Source organism: Jeotgalibacillus malaysiensis (assembly GCF_044789845.1).
Taxonomy (GTDB): domain Bacteria; phylum Bacillota; class Bacilli; order Bacillales; family Jeotgalibacillaceae; genus Jeotgalibacillus; species Jeotgalibacillus malaysiensis_A.
Genome location: NZ_CP085252.1, coordinates 1,467,625 through 1,485,263, shown reverse-complemented (window position 1 = coordinate 1,485,263; position 17,639 = coordinate 1,467,625). Strand labels below are relative to the sequence as shown.

Annotated in this window: 18 protein-coding genes; 7 read left to right on the top strand and 11 right to left on the bottom strand. The window is 40.6% G+C overall.

From position 1 onward, the window contains the following. Nucleotides 1-74 precede the first annotated feature (74 nt). Complete coding sequence (locus LG330_RS08090) at nucleotides 75-257, top strand: YlaF family protein (protein ID WP_404408920.1); 183 nt, start codon at nucleotides 75-77, stop codon at nucleotides 255-257. A gap of 37 nt (nucleotides 258-294) precedes the next feature. Here the strand turns inward: LG330_RS08090 and LG330_RS08085 are convergent, their stop codons facing one another. Continuing rightward, nucleotides 295-1,089 carry an inositol monophosphatase family protein gene (locus tag LG330_RS08085; RefSeq protein WP_404408918.1) on the bottom strand — a complete coding sequence of 265 codons (795 nt, stop codon included), beginning with the start codon at nucleotides 1,087-1,089 and terminating at the stop codon, nucleotides 295-297. A 155-nt stretch (nucleotides 1,090-1,244) separates the two neighbouring features. After that, nucleotides 1,245-1,445, bottom strand: coding sequence for a hypothetical protein (locus LG330_RS08080; RefSeq protein ID WP_404408917.1), 201 nt, complete (start codon nucleotides 1,443-1,445; stop codon nucleotides 1,245-1,247). Between the two features lie 173 nt (nucleotides 1,446-1,618). On the opposite strand from LG330_RS08080, the gene LG330_RS08075 reads away from it, so the two are divergent. Continuing rightward, a complete protein-coding gene (locus tag LG330_RS08075) occupies nucleotides 1,619-2,257 on the top strand; it encodes a YktB family protein (RefSeq protein ID WP_404408915.1) in 639 nt (212 codons plus the stop codon). Between the two features lie 44 nt (nucleotides 2,258-2,301). On the opposite strand, the gene LG330_RS08070 is transcribed toward LG330_RS08075, so the two are convergent. Beyond that, complete coding sequence (locus tag LG330_RS08070; protein ID WP_404408913.1) at nucleotides 2,302-2,577, bottom strand: UPF0223 family protein; 276 nt, start codon at nucleotides 2,575-2,577, stop codon at nucleotides 2,302-2,304. Nucleotides 2,578-2,686: 109 nt separating this feature from the next. Here LG330_RS08070 and LG330_RS08065 point away from each other — a divergent pair, with 109 nt between their 5' ends. Continuing rightward, nucleotides 2,687-4,207 carry an aminotransferase class I/II-fold pyridoxal phosphate-dependent enzyme gene (locus LG330_RS08065; RefSeq protein ID WP_404408911.1) on the top strand — a complete coding sequence of 507 codons (1,521 nt, stop codon included), beginning with the start codon at nucleotides 2,687-2,689 and terminating at the stop codon, nucleotides 4,205-4,207. A 141-nt stretch (nucleotides 4,208-4,348) separates the two neighbouring features. Next, nucleotides 4,349-5,530: a CapA family protein gene (locus tag LG330_RS08060; RefSeq protein WP_404408909.1), complete on the top strand. Its 1,182-nt coding sequence runs from the start codon at nucleotides 4,349-4,351 to the stop codon at nucleotides 5,528-5,530. A gap of 283 nt (nucleotides 5,531-5,813) precedes the next feature. On the opposite strand, the gene LG330_RS08055 is transcribed toward LG330_RS08060, so the two are convergent. The 6 genes from LG330_RS08055 to LG330_RS08030 form a co-directional block, all read right to left on the bottom strand. Beyond that, nucleotides 5,814-6,659, bottom strand: coding sequence for a polysaccharide deacetylase family protein (locus LG330_RS08055; RefSeq protein WP_404408907.1), 846 nt, complete (start codon nucleotides 6,657-6,659; stop codon nucleotides 5,814-5,816). 120 nt (nucleotides 6,660-6,779) lie between these two features. Continuing rightward, nucleotides 6,780-8,189, bottom strand: coding sequence for a dihydrolipoyl dehydrogenase (gene lpdA / locus LG330_RS08050; RefSeq protein ID WP_404408906.1), 1,410 nt, complete (start codon nucleotides 8,187-8,189; stop codon nucleotides 6,780-6,782). Between the two features lie 4 nt (nucleotides 8,190-8,193). Next, nucleotides 8,194-9,525 (bottom strand): dihydrolipoamide acetyltransferase family protein, encoded by a 1,332-nt coding sequence (locus LG330_RS08045; protein WP_404408904.1) that lies wholly within the window; start codon nucleotides 9,523-9,525, stop codon nucleotides 8,194-8,196. 87 nt (nucleotides 9,526-9,612) lie between these two features. Then, a complete protein-coding gene (locus tag LG330_RS08040) occupies nucleotides 9,613-10,590 on the bottom strand; it encodes an alpha-ketoacid dehydrogenase subunit beta (RefSeq protein WP_404408902.1) in 978 nt (325 codons plus the stop codon). Nucleotides 10,591-10,593: 3 nt separating this feature from the next. After that, on the bottom strand, nucleotides 10,594-11,706 hold the full coding sequence (pdhA, locus tag LG330_RS08035; RefSeq protein WP_404408900.1) for a pyruvate dehydrogenase (acetyl-transferring) E1 component subunit alpha: 1,113 nt from the start codon (nucleotides 11,704-11,706) through the stop codon (nucleotides 10,594-10,596). A gap of 341 nt (nucleotides 11,707-12,047) precedes the next feature. Further along, nucleotides 12,048-12,698 carry a YkyA family protein gene (locus tag LG330_RS08030; RefSeq protein WP_404408899.1) on the bottom strand — a complete coding sequence of 217 codons (651 nt, stop codon included), beginning with the start codon at nucleotides 12,696-12,698 and terminating at the stop codon, nucleotides 12,048-12,050. Nucleotides 12,699-12,915: 217 nt separating this feature from the next. Between LG330_RS08030 and def the strand changes: the two genes are divergently transcribed. The 3 genes from def to rnjA all read left to right on the top strand — a co-directional run bounded on the left by def (nucleotide 12,916) and on the right by rnjA (nucleotide 15,698). Next, a complete protein-coding gene (gene def / locus LG330_RS08025; protein WP_404408897.1) occupies nucleotides 12,916-13,470 on the top strand; it encodes a peptide deformylase in 555 nt (184 codons plus the stop codon). Nucleotides 13,471-13,814: 344 nt separating this feature from the next. Beyond that, nucleotides 13,815-14,024, top strand: a complete 210-nt coding sequence (locus LG330_RS08020) for a DNA-dependent RNA polymerase subunit epsilon (protein ID WP_404408895.1) — start codon at nucleotides 13,815-13,817, stop codon at nucleotides 14,022-14,024. Between the two features lie 3 nt (nucleotides 14,025-14,027). Then, complete coding sequence (rnjA, locus tag LG330_RS08015; protein WP_404408893.1) at nucleotides 14,028-15,698, top strand: ribonuclease J1; 1,671 nt, start codon at nucleotides 14,028-14,030, stop codon at nucleotides 15,696-15,698. 111 nt (nucleotides 15,699-15,809) lie between these two features. Here rnjA and LG330_RS08010 read toward each other — a convergent pair whose 3' ends face one another. Both LG330_RS08010 and LG330_RS08005 read right to left on the bottom strand, forming a co-directional pair. Then, nucleotides 15,810-16,469 (bottom strand): TrkA family potassium uptake protein, encoded by a 660-nt coding sequence (locus tag LG330_RS08010; protein ID WP_374096265.1) that lies wholly within the window; start codon nucleotides 16,467-16,469, stop codon nucleotides 15,810-15,812. Between the two features lie 66 nt (nucleotides 16,470-16,535). Continuing rightward, nucleotides 16,536-17,549 (bottom strand): cytochrome d ubiquinol oxidase subunit II, encoded by a 1,014-nt coding sequence (locus LG330_RS08005; RefSeq protein ID WP_404408891.1) that lies wholly within the window; start codon nucleotides 17,547-17,549, stop codon nucleotides 16,536-16,538. Nucleotides 17,550-17,639 lie beyond the last annotated feature (90 nt).

Here is a 17,639-nt window from a genome sequence, read left to right as displayed (position 1 = left end):
CTGTACTATTGTATCACAATTGGTGGAAATATAGAAATGAATTATGTAGAATGTCTATATAGAGGAGGATGACGATGAAAAATAATGCAGTATTTTTACTATTTGCTTTCGCCGCAGTTATTGCCATGTCAGGAATTGGCGTCGCCATTGCTGAACGCAGTGCAATCGGTGCCATCGTATCTATATTAGCCGTCGTTGCCATTTTTGGAATGGGATTTAAAACAAAAAAGAAATTCCGTGAGCAGGCTGAACATTAAAAAACGTGCAGAATCATTCTCTGCACGTTTTTTAATATCATTTTTTAAGATATTCATTCAGTACTCTCTCATGAACAGCCCGGTTTCCTGCAAATACCGGTGAGTTATTGACCATTGAAAGCTCATTACCGTTTAAGTCTGTAACCAAACCACCGACTTCTTCGATCAGTACTTTTCCACCGGCAAAGTCCCAAGGTGACAGTCTCATTGTTATATACCCATCAAGTCTGCCTGCAGCAATGTAAGCAAGCTCGATGGCTGCTGAACCATATGACCTCGTTCCGCGGACTCTGTGGACCAGTGAAACAAAAATTTCATGATCCACTTTTCTGTTTGGCACAAGCCAGGTTGCATTTAATGACATAATTGCTTCTTCAAGCGGTACATCATTGAGCGCTGGAAGCTTCTTATCATTCAGATAAGCGCCATTGCCTTTTCCTGCATGATATAGTTCATCAGCTACAACATCATATATATAGCCAAGCATCCCTTCACCTTCATGAAAAATGCCAATTGAGACCGCAAAATTTCTCTGCTGGTGTACAAAGTTCATTGTTCCGTCAATCGGATCGATAATCCATACAGTGCCTTTCATATCGTTCACATTGTCACCGTAGCCTTCTTCACCAAGCACTCTATGGTCGGGATATTCCAGCGCAATTTTTTCAACAAAGAACTTTTCAATCTGCTTGTCCATATTCGTAACCAAATCATTCACATTGCTTTTCGTCTGTATCTTCAATACTTCATCGAATGAATCTATAATTTTTCTGCCTGCTTCTTTAATTGCCTGTTTAGCAAAAAGATCAATTTCCTGCCACTGCTTGTCCATATCTATTACCTCCAGTACCTTACAATCCTACATAAGACTTTAGTGGATTTTTCTCTTATTATCAAGAAAACCGCTACATAAGCAATGCTAAGACGAACGCTCACATGATAAGCGTTCGTCTTAGCATTGCTTCCTGTCATTCAGAAAAAATTGTCTCATCTCGCAAATCCATCCAGCTCATTCAGCTCATGTCTAATCAGTGACAATCTTTCTTTTGTGCTCTCAATATCTGATTTGTTGCCAAGTTCCATCGCTTCAAACAATACTGCCAGTTCATAATCAAGTTCCATTCTAAGTACAGCGAGTCTCTCCTGAATATAATCTCTTTTTCTGGTTACCTGGATTACTTGCTTCATACCCTTCCACTCCTCTTGAATTAATGTATTTAAAGCAGTGTATTCAATTCAAATCAGTTTATTCACAAAGATCAAATATGCTAGAATAAATTCAGTTTCAGGCGGCCTGTTACATGTATTATAGCCAAATTCAGCAGGCCTTAAACTGTTTAAAACACAACGGAGGGTTGTTCATGACCGGGTATTTCAGTAAAGATGATTTTGAAGTGTTCAATATTGAAGGCTTAGATGAGCGTATGGAAGGTATCCGCTCAAGGATTCAGCCGAAGTTTCAGGAGCTTGGTGACCTGACTGTTCCTTCACTGTCAGAACAGACAGATGAAGAAATGCACCTCCACATTGCAAGACACGCAAGGCGTTCAGTTAATCCACCAAATGATACCTGGATGGCTGCTGCACCAAGTAAACGCGGATACAAGAAACTGCCGCATTTCCAGTTTGGTTTATGGGGTGATCATCTCTTTATCTGGACAGCATTTATTTACGAGCTGCCTGAAAAAGAGAACATTGCGAAGACAATGATTGAAAACCTTGATGACATTGTAAAGGTTTTACCGAAAGATGGGTGGATCAGCGCTGACCATACAAAAAAAGAAGCTAAGAAAATCAGCGAAATGAATGAAGGGGATATTTTACATGTCCTGGAAAGGTTTCAAAATGTAAAAAAAGCTGAGTTTCTGGCAGGGAGAAAAATTGAAGCTTCTGAAGCTGTTAAACTGAGTAAAGATGAGCTTACGCAGCTGATTATCCAGACATGGACAGAGCTGCTTCCTCTTTATAAACTTGGAACACGCGTCCAGCAGGCAGTTTAATTTAAATAGCGGGTGTATGCAGAAGACTGCATACACCCGCTATTTTATTTTTTCATTGAAATTTTATCACCTGGTGCTGCTTCTCTGGCTCTTTTCTGCGTTCTATAAATTGAATAACCACTCATATCCTGAAATTCTTTGTCTATTGTTTTTTCTTCAGCTTTTCCGGGTACAATCTCTTTAAAACGCTTATATTGGCTCATAAATTCTTCTCTTTCAATCGACTTTTCATATGCTTTTTCAACAGCTTCATAAAACTTAACTGCATCAATGATTTCTTCCGTTGACCAGTCCATCGACAGCGGGTATTGATACTCCATCATATAACTTCCTTTCCATCTAAAACATTTCTTTTTCTATCACAAAATGCTATAATTCTTCTGTTATCCTTCTTTAGATAACAATACCGTTAATGAGGTGAATTTTCAATTGTCCAATACACCTTCATCTCTGCTGAATGTAGAGAGAAAAGACCATACTTTAACTCAAAATGATACACCGTTATTTACAGGTTTAAAAAAACATGCAGACCGCAACCCTGTTCAGTTTCATATTCCCGGGCACAAAAAAGGTGCAGGAATGGATCCAGAGTTCAGAGCATTTGCGGGTGATAATATATTATCTATTGACCTGATTAATATTGCACCGCTTGATGATCTTCATCAGCCGAAATCATTGATTAAGGATGCTCAGGACCTGGCTGCCAAAGCTTTTGGTGCTGACCACACATTTTTCTCGGTTCAGGGCACAAGTGGAGCAATTATGACAATGGTCATGAGCGTTTGCGGGCCGGGCGAAAAGATCATCGTCCCGAGAAACGTTCATAAATCTGTTATGTCAGCAATTGTATTCTGTGGTGCAATTCCAATTTTCATTCACCCTGAAGTGGATAAAAAACTTGGTATTTCTCACGGAATTACACCGATTTCTGTTGCACATGCAATTGAGCAGCATCCTGATGCAAAAGGAGTCCTGGTGATCAACCCGACCTATTTTGGTATCGCTGCGGATCTGAAGGAAATTGTAAAAATTGCTCATAATCACAATGTTCCGGTATTAGTAGATGAAGCGCATGGTGTTCATATTCATTTCCATGACAGACTGCCTGCTTCAGCAATGCAGGCTGGCGCAGATATGGCAGCTACAAGTGTTCACAAACTGGGTGGTTCTTTGACGCAAAGCTCCGTGTTAAATGTAAAAGAAGGACTTGTGTCACCTAAACGCGTTCAGTCAATTCTCAGTATGCTGACAACAACTTCAACGTCCTACCCTCTTCTTGCTTCATTAGACACCGCAAGAAGACGTCTGGCGATTGATGGGAAAGAATTAATCAGTCAATCAATCGATCTGGCTGAAAATATCCGGTCACGATTAAGTCAGATTGATCAGATTACTTGTATCGGCAGCGAAATTCTTGGCACGCCGGCAACATATGATTATGATCCGACAAAAATTATTGTTTCTATTAAGGAATTAGGTATTACAGGGTATCAGGCTGAAGTATGGCTGAGAGAGCAATTTAACCTCGAAGTTGAACTTTCAGACTTATATAATATCCTGTGTATTGTGACACCAGGTGATACTCAGCATGAAGGAGATATACTTGTAAAAGCGATGGAGGCTCTTGCGAAAGAATTCAGACATGACAGCAGTCATTCAGTTCCTGAAGTCATTTTGCCTGACATTCCACTTCTTGCAGTCACACCTCGTGAAGCATTTTATGCGGACACAGAACTTTTACCACTTGATGAAACAGTAGGAAGAGTATGTGCAGAATTTATTATGGTTTATCCTCCCGGTATCCCGATTTTTATCCCGGGTGAAGTTATTACAGAAGATAACTTGAGATATATCCATGAGAATATCGAAGCAGGATTACCGGTGCAGGGACCTCAGGATGAAACCTTAACGATGCTTCGTGTCATCAAAGAACATAGAGCCATTAAATAACAGAAACGCTGGTGTCATTGGCATCAGCGTTTTTTAATATAAATAAAAGTAGTAATTTTTTCTAATTATCTATGTTTTTAGTATGAGTACATGATAGAATAATTGCGTTGATAAAAATTATCTTACAGGGAGACATGCTTTTTGTTTTATAAACTCTTAACTGTTATCCTTCTTTCATTGGTGATCAGTGCATGTTCTGCTGACCTTATTTATGTGACCGCACCGGATTACAAATTCAGCCAAACTGAAACAGAGATCAATACCGGTCAGCCCGACCCCATAATTAAAGCTCACTTTACTGCTGTAGGCGATTTATTAGTTGAACAGCCAATTTTATTCGACGCCATGCAAAAAGATGGAACTTTTAAATTTGATCCCCTGCTCGCAAAGGTTGAGCACTTAATTCAAAAAGGTGACTTTGTATATGCTAATCAGGAAACACCGATTACCGGTTCAGAATATGGGCTTGGAGATGGAGATTTTGTCTTCAATAATCCCTATGCGCTTGGACACTATTACTATGAAGCCGGTTTTAATATGCTGCAGCTAGCCAATAACCACACGCTTGATATGGGCTATGAAGGGCTTAAGAGAAATCTTGCCTTTTGGCAGAATCACTACCCTGATGTCGTATTGAGCGGAGTGTATGAATCTTTTGATGAACGCCGGGCAATTCCGGTAATCGAAAAACAGGGAATTTCCATTGCTTTGATTTCGAGTACATACAGCTCTAATCTACCGGTTGAATACCCTGAATCAGTGAATATTTTTACTGAGAATGAGGATCAGCTTATCAATGATGTTGCCCGCGCTGAGGAGATTGCCGATGTAGTAGCAGTTGGCATCCATTGGGGAAATGAATATCAGCAGCCTGTTCAAAAACAGGAGGATCTCGCTCACGAACTGGTGCAAAATGGAGCAGATATTATCCTCGGGCACCACCCCCACGTCCTTCAACCGATAGAATGGATTGAAGGTCCGGATGATAAACGTGCCCTCGTTGCTTATTCTCTCGGAAACTTTATATCAGGTCCATATGATGACCGGGTGCCTCATCTTGATTGCGAAAGACTTACGGGCTCTATGATCGGTTTTGATCTTATAAAAGAAGGCAAAGAGGTCTATTTTGACTCTGTTTATGCGGTACCAACCTTTACTTCCTTCTCTGAGGATTATACTAATTATGAGATCGTTCCTCTGGGTAACTTTGAACAAAATGAATTCAGGTGGTGCGATCTACATGCTCATAAAAACCATGTGATCGAGATTCTCTCTGAGAAGATGAACGATGTAGAAATCAGAATGGATGGCACTGGTTTGTAGTGGATAACAATTATAAGTGAATCGTTAGAATCAAAAAAGCTGATGCAACGGGCATCAGCTTTTTTCTATTCCTTAATATTCATGACGAGTATATATTGATTGCTCACCCGTTCGGCTTACTCCCATCCCCATATGCTTGTAAGCGCTTCCGTTTCTTATTTTAACGCTTAAGAATAAAAAATACAATATCAAATTGATCACTTATTAATATTTGGATGTTCTGAAAACTTATGGATTATATAGAAAAGGAGCAAGGCAATGATGCCCCGCTCCTGGATTAATTCTATTCGTATCCTTTGATTGTTTTTGGGTCAACAATTGAGTAGTCTTTTGCTCTAAGACCTTCAACGATTTCTGTTATTGCGTCATTTGTCCATGCACGGTCATGCATTAGCAGGTTTGCGCCCGGTGAAAGGTATTCAGTGTTTACCATGATGTCAGCCAAAGCTGCAGCATCCTGGTAATCTGCCTCCCAATCATAACCGTAAGTCCAATTCATCAGTATCATTCCTTCTTCTTTTACAAGTGACTCTGTAAAGTCAGTATTAGCACCAAATGGCGCTCTGAAGAATTTTGGACGTTCACCAATGATCTCTTCCACGCGATCACTCAGAGAAATGATTTCTTCACGCTGCTCTTCTTCTGAAATTTCTCTTAAATTTGGATGTGAGAAAGTATGATTCCCGATTGAAAAGCCTAATGCGTGAATTTCTTTTAGCATTTCTTCTTCTTCGGGTGTGTCCAGGAAATGACCGTTCACAAAAAAGATAGCCGGCGCATCCATTTGATGTAATTTTTCAGCCATTTCAACTGCGTGCTGATCAGGTGCATCATCTATTGTCAGTAAAACTACATTGGAAGGGGCATCGCTGATTGGCGTTACTGACCAATTTGCTTCATTGATCTCATATAACGGCTCTATTGGTTCTGCGGCAGTTTCCTCTGACTCTTCATCTGTTGCCGCTTCTTCATCTTCTACTGTTACATCAGTATTTTCTTCAACTGTTTCCTCAGTAATTTCTTCAGATGATACTGCCTGCTCGTGTTCTTTTGGCTGCTCTGCTTCTTCTGAGCTGCAGGCAGCAAGTAATAGCGCTGCAGAGACAGCCACTGGTGCATAAATTTTCAACGGATAACCTCACCTTTCAACATATGTATATGATCAGTATAGCACAAACTTTTTTCCAGATTTAACTGAAATATGACAAATTTAAAAGAGCTGTGCTAAAAGCACAGCTCATAAAAAGTATTACTTCACGATATGAATAGGTGTTCCAAGTGCTACTTCTGCAGCTTCCATAGAAATTTCACCTAATGTAGGGTGAGCGTGAATTGTCATTGCTACATCTTCAGCTGTCATTCCAGCTTCGATTGCAAGACCAAGCTCAGCGATCATGTCAGAAGCGCCGTCTCCAGCGATCTGTGCACCAATGATCAGTCCATCTTCTTTACGTGTAACAAGCTTTACAAAACCTTCAGTCTGGTTAAGTGCAAGTGCACGTCCGTTAGCGCCAAATGGGAACTTGGAAGCATTCACTTCAATCCCTTCTTCTTTTGCCTGTGTTTCGTTATATCCAACAGTTGCAAGTTCAGGATCTGTAAAGCACACAGCAGGAATTGCAAGATAGTCTACTTCAGACTTCTCGCCGGCGATTACCTCAGCAGCAATTTTACCTTCATAGGAAGCTTTGTGCGCAAGTGGTGGTCCATCAACGATATCACCGATTGCAAAGATGTTATCAACACTTGTGCGGCACTGCTTGTCCGTCTTGATAATACCTTTATCAGTTACATCTATTCCAACCTGATCAAGACCAAGCTCATCAGTGTTTGGACGACGTCCAACTGTTACTAGTACGTAATCAGCATCAATCGTTACTTCTTCACCTTTAGCTTCGTATGATACTTTTACGCCGTCTTCAGATTCTTCAACGCCTTTAGCCATTGCTTTTGTAATGACATCAACGCCTTTTTTCTTCAGACCTTTTTTAACAACAGAAGTCATCTGCTTTTCGAACCCGCCAAGGATATCGTCAGCACCTTCAAGAATTGTTACTTCAGAACCCATATTCGCATATGCAGTTCCAAGCTCAGTTCCGATATATCCTCCACCGATTACAACCAGTTTATTAGGGATTTCTTTAAGTGCAAGTGCACCGGTTGAATCAAGTACACGCTTAGAGAATTTGAAAGATGGAATTTCAATTGGACGTGAACCGGTTGCCACAATTGCATTCTTAAACTTATAAGTTTGAGAATTCTTTTCATCCATTACTTTCACTGTTTCGCTGTCCACAAAGTATGCTTCTCCGCGAACAATTTCTACTTTATTACCTTTTAGAAGCCCTTCAACGCCACCAGTAAGTTTTTTAACTACACCGGCTTTCCATTCCTGAGCTTTATCAAAGTTAATCTTTACATTTTCAGCTACGATTCCCATGTCATCTGAGCCTTTAGCATGCTCATAGCGGTGACCGATAGAGATCATTGCTTTTGATGGGATACAGCCGACGTTTAGACATACACCACCAAGATTTTCTTTCTCAACGATTGTTACTTTTTGTCCAAGCTGTGCTGCACGGATTGCTGCAACATAGCCTCCAGGACCTGATCCGATGACGAGAGTATCTGTTTCGATTGGGAAATCTCCAACTACCATTGTTTTACGCCTCCATTAGTAAAAGTTCTGGATCGTTCAATAAACGTTTGATGTGATTTAGTGCATTTTGTGCAGTTGCACCATCAATCATACGGTGATCGAAGCTCAATGATAATGCTAACACAGGAGCCGCTACAATTTCACCATTTTTTACTACCGGCTTCTCTGCAATACGGCCAATACCTAGAATTGCTACTTCAGGGTGGTTAATAACTGGTGTGAACCATTGTCCACCAGCTGAACCGATATTCGTGATTGTGCATGAAGCACCCTTCATTTCATCACCTGAAAGTTTACCGTCACGCGCTTTCCCTGCAAGCTGATTGATTTCATCAGAAATACCAAAGACAGATTTGCGGTCAGCATGTTTCACGACTGGTACTACAAGTCCTTTTTCAGTGTCAGCAGCAATACCGATATTGTAGTAGTGCTTCTGTACAATTTCCTGCGTTTCATCATCAAGCATTGTGTTCAGTACAGGGTACTCACGCAGTGCTGATACAAGTGCTTTTACAACGTATGGAAGGAATGTCAGCTTGACATCTTTTTCAAGTGCAATTTCCTTGAACTTCTTACGGTGAGCAACAAGCTTCTCAACATCTACTTCATCCATCAGCGTTACGTGTGGAGCAGTGTGCTTAGAGTTAACCATTGCTTTAGCAATCGCTTTTCTCATACCGCTCATCTTCTCACGTGTTTCAGGGAATTCACCCTCTGGAGCTGGAGTTGATTTTGGTGCTGACTTCTCTTCTTTTTGTTCAGCAGGCTGTTCAGACGTTTCTGTTTTAGCTTCAGCAGTATCACCTTTCAGATATGCATCGATATCTTCTTTTGATACGCGTCCGTTTTTACCTGATCCTGATACATACCGGATATCGACATCGTTATCACGCGCGTATTTACGCACTGATGGCATTGCGATCACACGGCGGTCAGGGTCTACATCTTCCTGAGGCTTCGCTTCTGTTGATTCTTCAGAAGAAGTGTCTTCTGCCGGCGCTTCTTCTTTCTTTTCTTCTTTTGGTTCTTCTTTAGCTTCTTTAGGCTCTTCTTTCTCATCGCTGCTGTCAGAACCCTTGAACTGAAGATTTTCATAGCCAGGTGCATCGAGCTTGATCAGCGTGTCGCCTACTACCGCTACTGTACCTTCTTCTACAAGAATTTCTTCTACAGTACCAGCTACCGGAGATGGAATTTCAACGACTGCTTTATCGTTTTGAACTTCACAAAGCACGTCATCTTCTTCTACTTTATCTCCAACACTGATAAACCATTTTACAATTTCACCTTCGTGAATACCTTCACCGATATCAGGTAATTTAAATTCGAATGACAATGTTTTCACCCTCCTGGTTAGGAATTTTCTATTCTTGCATTTATTTTTATAAAAGGGAAAACGGAGAATTTTTCTCCGTTTTACTCATTAAAATTCAAGTACTTTTTTAGCTGTTGCCACTACATCCTTAGCATTTGGAAGCCATACTGATTCCGCCTGAGAGAACGGGAATACAGTATCAGCAGCTGCTACACGCAGTACTGGCGCTTCAAGGCTTAGGATCGCACGGTCGTTGATTTCAGCTACAACGCTTGCTGCGATTCCAGCCTGCTTTTGAGCTTCCTGTACAACGATGGCACGGTTTGTCTTTTCAACTGACTTGATAATTGTTTCGATATCAAGTGGCTGAATTGTACGAAGGTCAATCACTTCAACAGAATGACCATCTTTTTCAAGCTGGTCAGCAGCTTTAAGTGATTCATGAACCATTGCACCGTAAGTAACAATTGTAAGGTCAGATCCTTCACGTTTCACATCAGCTTTACCGATTTCGATTGTGTACTCTTCTTCAGGTACATCTTCACGGAATGAACGGTAAAGTTTCATATGCTCAAGGAAAATAACCGGATCATTATCACGGATAGCTGAGATTAGAAGACCTTTTGCATCCGTCGGTGTTGAAGGAATAACAACCTTCAGTCCAGGCTGCTGTGCCATCAGACCTTCCAGTGAATCGGCGTGAAGTTCAGGTGTATGAACACCTCCGCCAAATGGTGAACGGATTGTAATTGGCGAGCTGTACTTGCCGCCGCTGCGGTATCTCATACGAGCCATCTGTCCGCTTACTGAGTCCATTACTTCAAAAACGAAGCCGAAGAACTGAATTTCCGGCACTGGACGGTAGCCTTCAAGTGCAAGGCCGATTGCAAGACCGCCGATACCTGATTCCCCAAGCGGAGTATCAAATACGCGTTCTTCACCGAATTCTTTTTGCAGACCTTCAGTTGCACGGAATACGCCTCCGTTATTACCAACGTCTTCCCCGAACACAAGAACATTTTCATCGTTTTTAAGTTCTGTCCGGAGTGCATCTGTAATTGCCTGAATCATCGTCATTTGTGCCATGGCTTACTTCGACTCCTTCTCTTTATAAATTTCATATTGTTCTTTTAAGTTGTATGGCATTTCTTCATACATGATTTCCATCAGATCAGTAACCTTCTGCTTAGGTGTATCATCTGCTTCTTTGATAGCAGCTTTGATTTCCTCTTTCGCTTTTTCGATTACTTCGTTTTCTTTCTCTTCATTCCAAAGATCCTTCTCTTCAAGGAACTTACGGAAACGTACTAGTGGATCTTTCTTTTCCCACTCAGTATCCATATCATCTGTACGGTAGCGTGTTGGATCGTCACCAGCCATTGTATGAGGGCCATAACGGTAGCATAGTGTTTCGATTAGCGTTGGACCTTCTCCAGCAACAGCACGGTCACGCGCTTCTTTTGTCACAGCGTATACTGCAAGAGGGTCCATACCATCTACAAGGATACCAGGGATACCTGCTGATACAGCTTTCTGTGCAATTGTTTTACCCTTAGTCTGCTTATCACGAGGTGTTGAGATCGCGAACTGGTTGTTCTGCACAACAAAAATTGCCGGTGCATTATATGAGCCTGCAAAGTTAATTCCTTCATAGAAGTCACCTTGAGAAGATCCGCCATCACCTGTGTAAGTAATTGCTACTGTATCTTTACCGCGCTTTTTAAGTCCAAGTGCGATTCCGGCAGTTTGTACATATTGAGCACCGATAATGATTTGAGGTGGAAGTACATTAACACCCTCCGGAGAATGATTCCCCTGGAAGTGACCTCTTGAGAATAGGAATGCCTGAGCAAGAGGTAATCCGTGCCAGATAATCTGAGGTACATCACGGTAACCAGGAACAACCCAATCCTCTTTTTCAAGAGCGTAATGTGAAGCGATCTGAGACGCTTCCTGACCTGCAGTCGGTGCATAGAAACCAAGACGTCCCTGACGGTTCAGTGAAATTGAACGCTGATCAAGAATACGTGTATAAACCATACGGCTCATTAATTCCTGAAGCTGCTCATCACTAAGGTCCGGCATTGCATCTTCGTTTACTACTTTTCCTTCTTCGTTAAGAATCTGGAACATTTCAAACTTGTCTTCGATCTGTTCTAATACTTTTACAGCATCGAATGGTGTCTTCTTTTTAGAAGCCATGTAATCCACCTATCCTTTCGGTTTTGTCAAATTCATACGTGTTCATCTTCAGAACACAATTACTTTATATTTTTCCACAAATCCAGTGGTAAAAAACCTAAAGTGTTAAATTCTTTTTGTCTGTATTAATTTAAGCTAAAAAAATATTAATACAGTTTACGAAATAAATTTTACATGACTGCTCATATAACGTCAATCATAAAGTTTTAACGTGTTTTTTAAAGGAGTAAATTTACACAGGTTTCTATATCTGTATTACTAATCTGTGATTCTGTACTATATTAATTCATTCAATTCTGAACTGTTATATGTCTGTATACAAAAAAAGAGCAGACTATTGTCTACTCTTCTGTATCAAGCTCGGCTAAGTTATAATACTCAGCCTTCAGCTCATTATATTCATTTGTTAAATCATTAAATGCTGTATTCGCTTCAATAATCACTGCATTCTGGTCATTTACTGAAGTAATCTGCTGTTCAAGCTCTTCTAATTGTAGTCCTTCATTCTTTAACAGCTCATACAGTTCTCTATTTAATGAAATGCCGGTTTCGTATGCCCCTGTTAATTCTTCATGAGAAGCATATCGGTTATTCATTGTTTCGATCATTACATCCACGTGCTCTCTTAATTCATCTGATTCAAGATCACCTGTCAGATCTTCTACACCGCTGAATTCTTCCTGGGAACTTTCAATTGCAGATCTTTCTTCTGCAAGCTTTTCTTCACGCTCATCGAGATTGCTGAGGGCGTCATCTGCTAATGAATTAATTTGTTCAAACTCTTCCATACTCAGTGACATAATTTCATCGTATAATTGCTGTTCTTCTGTTTCGAGTTCACGCAGATCATTTTGAGCGCTTACGTATCCTTCTTCTGCTGCTACAGCAGCTTCAAGCTTTTCACTGATTTCTTCTTCTGCAGGTGTTCCGAACACACAACCTGAAAGTAAAATCGCTGAAAAACAAAAAGCGCCTGCTATGTATGTTTTCACTTAATGTAACCCCCTTGAATAATAACACTTAATATCATATCTATGATTAGGACAAACTTCAATCTTTTTTAGCCGGGATGAGGCTGTAAATCCTCTAAATCGAGTTATTTTTGTCATAAAATATCATTTCTATGCATCTTTTAGCTTCATACATTTTTTTCAACCGTATAATCTGATATGATATTGCTTATAATGATTTGATCGGGAGGAAAGAAAGATGATTACAATGAAAGACATTGTTCGGGATGGCCACCCTATACTGAGACAAAAAGCCGAAAAAGTTCAATTCCCTTTATCTGATGCGGATAAAGAAACGATGACTTCACTTCTTGAATATATAAAAAACAGCCAGGATCCGGAAACTGCTGAAACATATGATCTCCGTCCGGGGATTGGTCTTGCTGCCCCTCAGATTAATATTTCAAAACAGATATTCGCCCTACATTTAGAAGACCAGAATGGCAGGGAGTACAGCTTTTGTATTGCCAATCCTAAGATTATCAGTCATTCCGTTGATAAAGCCTACCTTACATCAGGTGAGGGATGTCTGTCAGTTGATGAAAATATTCCCGGGTACGTCGTTCGTTATGCGAGGGTGACAATCCGTGGTCTTGATATTGACGGAGCTGAAGTGAAATACCGGTTAAAAGGATTGGCTGCTATTGCTGCCCAGCATGAGATTGATCATCTGAACGGAATTATGTTTTATGACCATATTAATCATGAAGATCCGTTCAAAGAACCATCCGATGCTGAGCCATTAGAGAGATAATTTAATAACGTTTTTTAATTGCTATGTCAAGAACCTTATCTTTACAGATCGCTCATTCCGCGTTATGATAATGATAAGGAGTGATCCGCGATGTTGAAGAAGCTTAAGAAAAAGCTTGCACGACAGTGGAGAGACATGTTGCGTAAAAAGATGATTGCCTGAGCCCCTGTAAGCCCTTCATCATCAGGAGGGCTGTTCTTTATGTCCGGGAAAGTAATGAGTATTTTTATCATAATTGTGTACAATGATTGATACACAATTAGATAAATTTAAAAATTGTTGAACATGATAATTAAAGCGCAAAGATTGCGCTTTTTTAGTAATTATATGAAGGAGAGATACACATGATTTTTAAGGTTTATTATCAGGAAGTTGCTTCAGAGGTACCAGTAAGAGAAAAAACAAAAGCAATGTATATCGAATCTGAGACTGAAGAGGAAGTCCGTAAAAAGCTCAGCGGTCATGGATACAATATCGAGTTTGTACAAAAGCTAGAGGGCAAATACTTAGAGTACGAACAAAATCATCAAAATTATAAACTGGAACAGTTGTAATAGATGAAATTTGTTAAGAATGACCAGACTGCTGTGTTTGCCCTCGGCGGTCTGGGCGAAATCGGAAAAAACACTTATGGCGTTCAGTTCCAGGATGAAATTATCCTGATTGATGCCGGCATCAAGTTTCCTGAAGACGAACTTCTTGGAATTGATTATGTGATTCCGGACTACACTTACTTAGAAAAAAATCTTGATAAGATCAAAGGCCTTTTCATTACACACGGCCATGAAGATCACATTGGCGGTATACCTTATCTACTTAGACAGGTGAATGTTCCTGTATATGGCGGGAAGCTTGCATTAGGCCTTCTAAAGAACAAACTTGAAGAACATGGTCTTTTAAGATCTACCCGCCTTCACCCAATCGATGAGGATGATGTGATTAAATTCCGTAAGACTGCAGTCAGCTTCTTCCGCACAACGCACAGTATCCCTGATTCATTCGGGGTTGTCGTTAAGACACCTCCAGGCAACATCGTGCATACAGGAGATTTTAAATTTGATTTTACACCGGTTGGAGATCCTGCAAACCTGACGAAAATGGCTGAGATCGGTAAAGAGGGCGTACTTGCTCTTTTATCAGACAGCACAAACAGTGAAGTGCCGAACTTTACACTTTCTGAGCGTAAAGTGGGTGAAAGTATTGATGATATCTTCCAGACAGTAAATGGACGAATTATTTTTGCAACTTTCGCATCAAACATTTACCGCTTACAGCAGGTTGTTGAATCAGCTGTTAAATACGGCCGTAAAGTTGCTGTGTTTGGACGTAGCATGGATAACGCAATCAATATTGGTCATGAGCTTGGTTATATTAATGCACCAAAAGATACGTTTATTGATGCACACACACTTAACAGAATGCCTGCAGATAAAGTAGTCATTTTATGTACAGGAAGTCAGGGTGAACCGATGGCTGCCCTTTCAAGAATCGCAAATGGTACACACCGTCAGATTCAGATCATTCCTGGTGACACGGTTGTATTCTCATCTTCACCAATTCCAGGTAATACAATCAGTGTAAACCGCACGATTAACCTGCTATACCGTGCGGGCGCTAACGTCATTCACGGATCACTTAACAATATTCATACGTCAGGGCACGGTTCACAGGAAGAGCAGAAATTGATGCTCCGCCTGATCAAACCAAAATTCTTTATGCCAATTCACGGTGAGTACAGAATGCAGAAAATGCACGCAAGTCTTGCAGTCGATTGCGGCGTTCCTGAAGAAAACTGCTTCCTGATGGATAATGGTGATGTGCTAGCTCTTGGCAGCAACGAAGCGTCTATCGCGGGTAAAATCCCTTCTGGTAATGTTTATATTGATGGGAGCGGAATCGGTGATATCGGCAACATCGTATTAAGAGACCGCCGTATTTTATCTGAAGAAGGCCTTGTCGTTGTCGTAGTCAGTCTGAACCTGAATGATCATAAGATTGCATCGGGCCCTGATCTAATCTCGCGTGGATTTGTCTACATGAGAGAATCCGGGGAGCTAATCAATCAGGCACAGCATCTTCTTTATAAGCACTTGAATAAAGTGCTTGCGAATAAGACAAGCCAGTGGTCAGAAATCAAAAATGAAATTACAGATACACTTGAACCATTCTTATATGAAAAAACGAAGCGCCGTCCGATGATCCTTCCAATTATTATGGAAGTTTCGTGATGGTATAAGAGCCTGAGAAAAACCTCAGGCTCTTTTTATTTATCACACACACGTATTGACCGGTTCTCCTCTAATTGAAAAAAGTCCGGTTCTTTTTGACCGGACTTTTCTTTATTGCATGACACGCTTTTCAAAACGGTTAATATCGTTATCCGCTCCAATAACAATGAGTATATCACCTTTACGGATTACGTCATTGGCCTGTGGAGATACAATAATGTCGTCTCCTCTTTTAATCGCGACAATATTAATGCCATATTTGGCACGGATATCAAGCTCAATAATTGAATTACCAATCAGCACATTGTTTGCTGCGATCTCCACAATTGAATGTTCATCTGATAATTCCAGATAATCAAGTACATTATTTGAAACGATATTATGTGCAATTCGCTTCCCCATATCCCGCTCAGGGTGAACGACTTTATCCGCACCAATCCGCTCTAATACTTTCTCATGATAATCATTCTGTGCCTTCACGGTAATTTTCTTCACACCAATTTCTTTCAGCATAAGGGTTGTCAGTATACTCGCCTGTATATCATCACCGATTGCAACAATCACGTGATCGAAGTTTCTGATTCCCAGACTGCGAAGTGCAGCCTCATCTGTGGAATCTGCCATCACCGCATGTGTAGCAATTGTTGAAAACTCATCTACTTTGTCTTCAAACTTATCAATCGCCATAACTTCCATTCCCTGCTCAACCAGTTCGCGAACAATACTGCCGCCAAAACGGCCAAGCCCGATTACTACAAATTCTTTTTTCACGGTTTTTCCCCCACTATTATCATGTCCTTACTTTCATTTTAGCACAGGAATTTCCGGAAAATGAGCTTATTTTTTACCTTTTACGTAATCTGCATCAAACAGGAATAGTCTCATCAGCAAATAGAGTGATGGAATCAGTAAACACAACCCAAGAACGAAGACAACAATAAGTGCTGTTCCCATCGTTTCATTTACCACGCTTCCTTCAATCGTGATATACGGGTAAAGAATATAAGGCAGATGTGAAGCTCCGTAACCGAAAAACGCAAAGAAAAATTGGAGCATGACCATTAAGAATGCTGTTCCATATTTCTTTTTCTGCTGAATTAAAAAGACAGCAATCAGGAAAAATACGAGTGATAGGCCAAACATCCACCAGAGATCGATTGCTCTACCAAAGTGTTCACTGTTGTGAGACCTGAGGCCTGCAAATACTAAAAGACTCGCTCCAATTGTTGGAGCACTCCACCACAGCGCAAATTTCCTCATAATCTCGCGTGATTCCGTATCTTCTGCCCTATCAGCGTAATAAGTCAAAAAGCTCGCGCTGATAAACAGAACTGAAACAATCGCCAGTAATACTACACTCCATGAATAAGGACTCGTAAATAACTCTCCGGCAAGAAATGTAACACCATTTTCATCCTCTGTTAAATAACCGCCTTCAGAAATCGTCAACGCAGTTGATAATGCAGCCGGAATCAGAAGTCCTGTGGCTCCGTAAAGGAATAAATAGAGCGTACTGTCTTTTGATCCGTAATTACCGAATGCATAAAATGATCCTCTGATCGCGATCAGTATAATTGCGACTGAGCCCGGCAGCAGAAGTGCCGTACCATAATAATAAGCAGTATCCGGGAAAAAACCTACCAGTCCAACAAAGAAAAAGACAAAGAATACATTTGTCACTTCCCAGACAGGTGAAAGATATCTGCTGATCAGCTTACTCATAATATGTTCTCTTTTTGATACCCTTGCATAGTAAGCAAAGAATCCTGCGCCGAAATCAATAGACGCAACAATTAAATACCCATAAAGGAATAACCACAGTACAGTGATACCCAATACTTCTAAACTCATTTAAGTAACTCCTTCCCTTTGGCTTATTTCTAAGTTAAGTATAAGAAATGGATCAGCAGACGGGGAAAATTCCCCGCCCACTGCTTATGC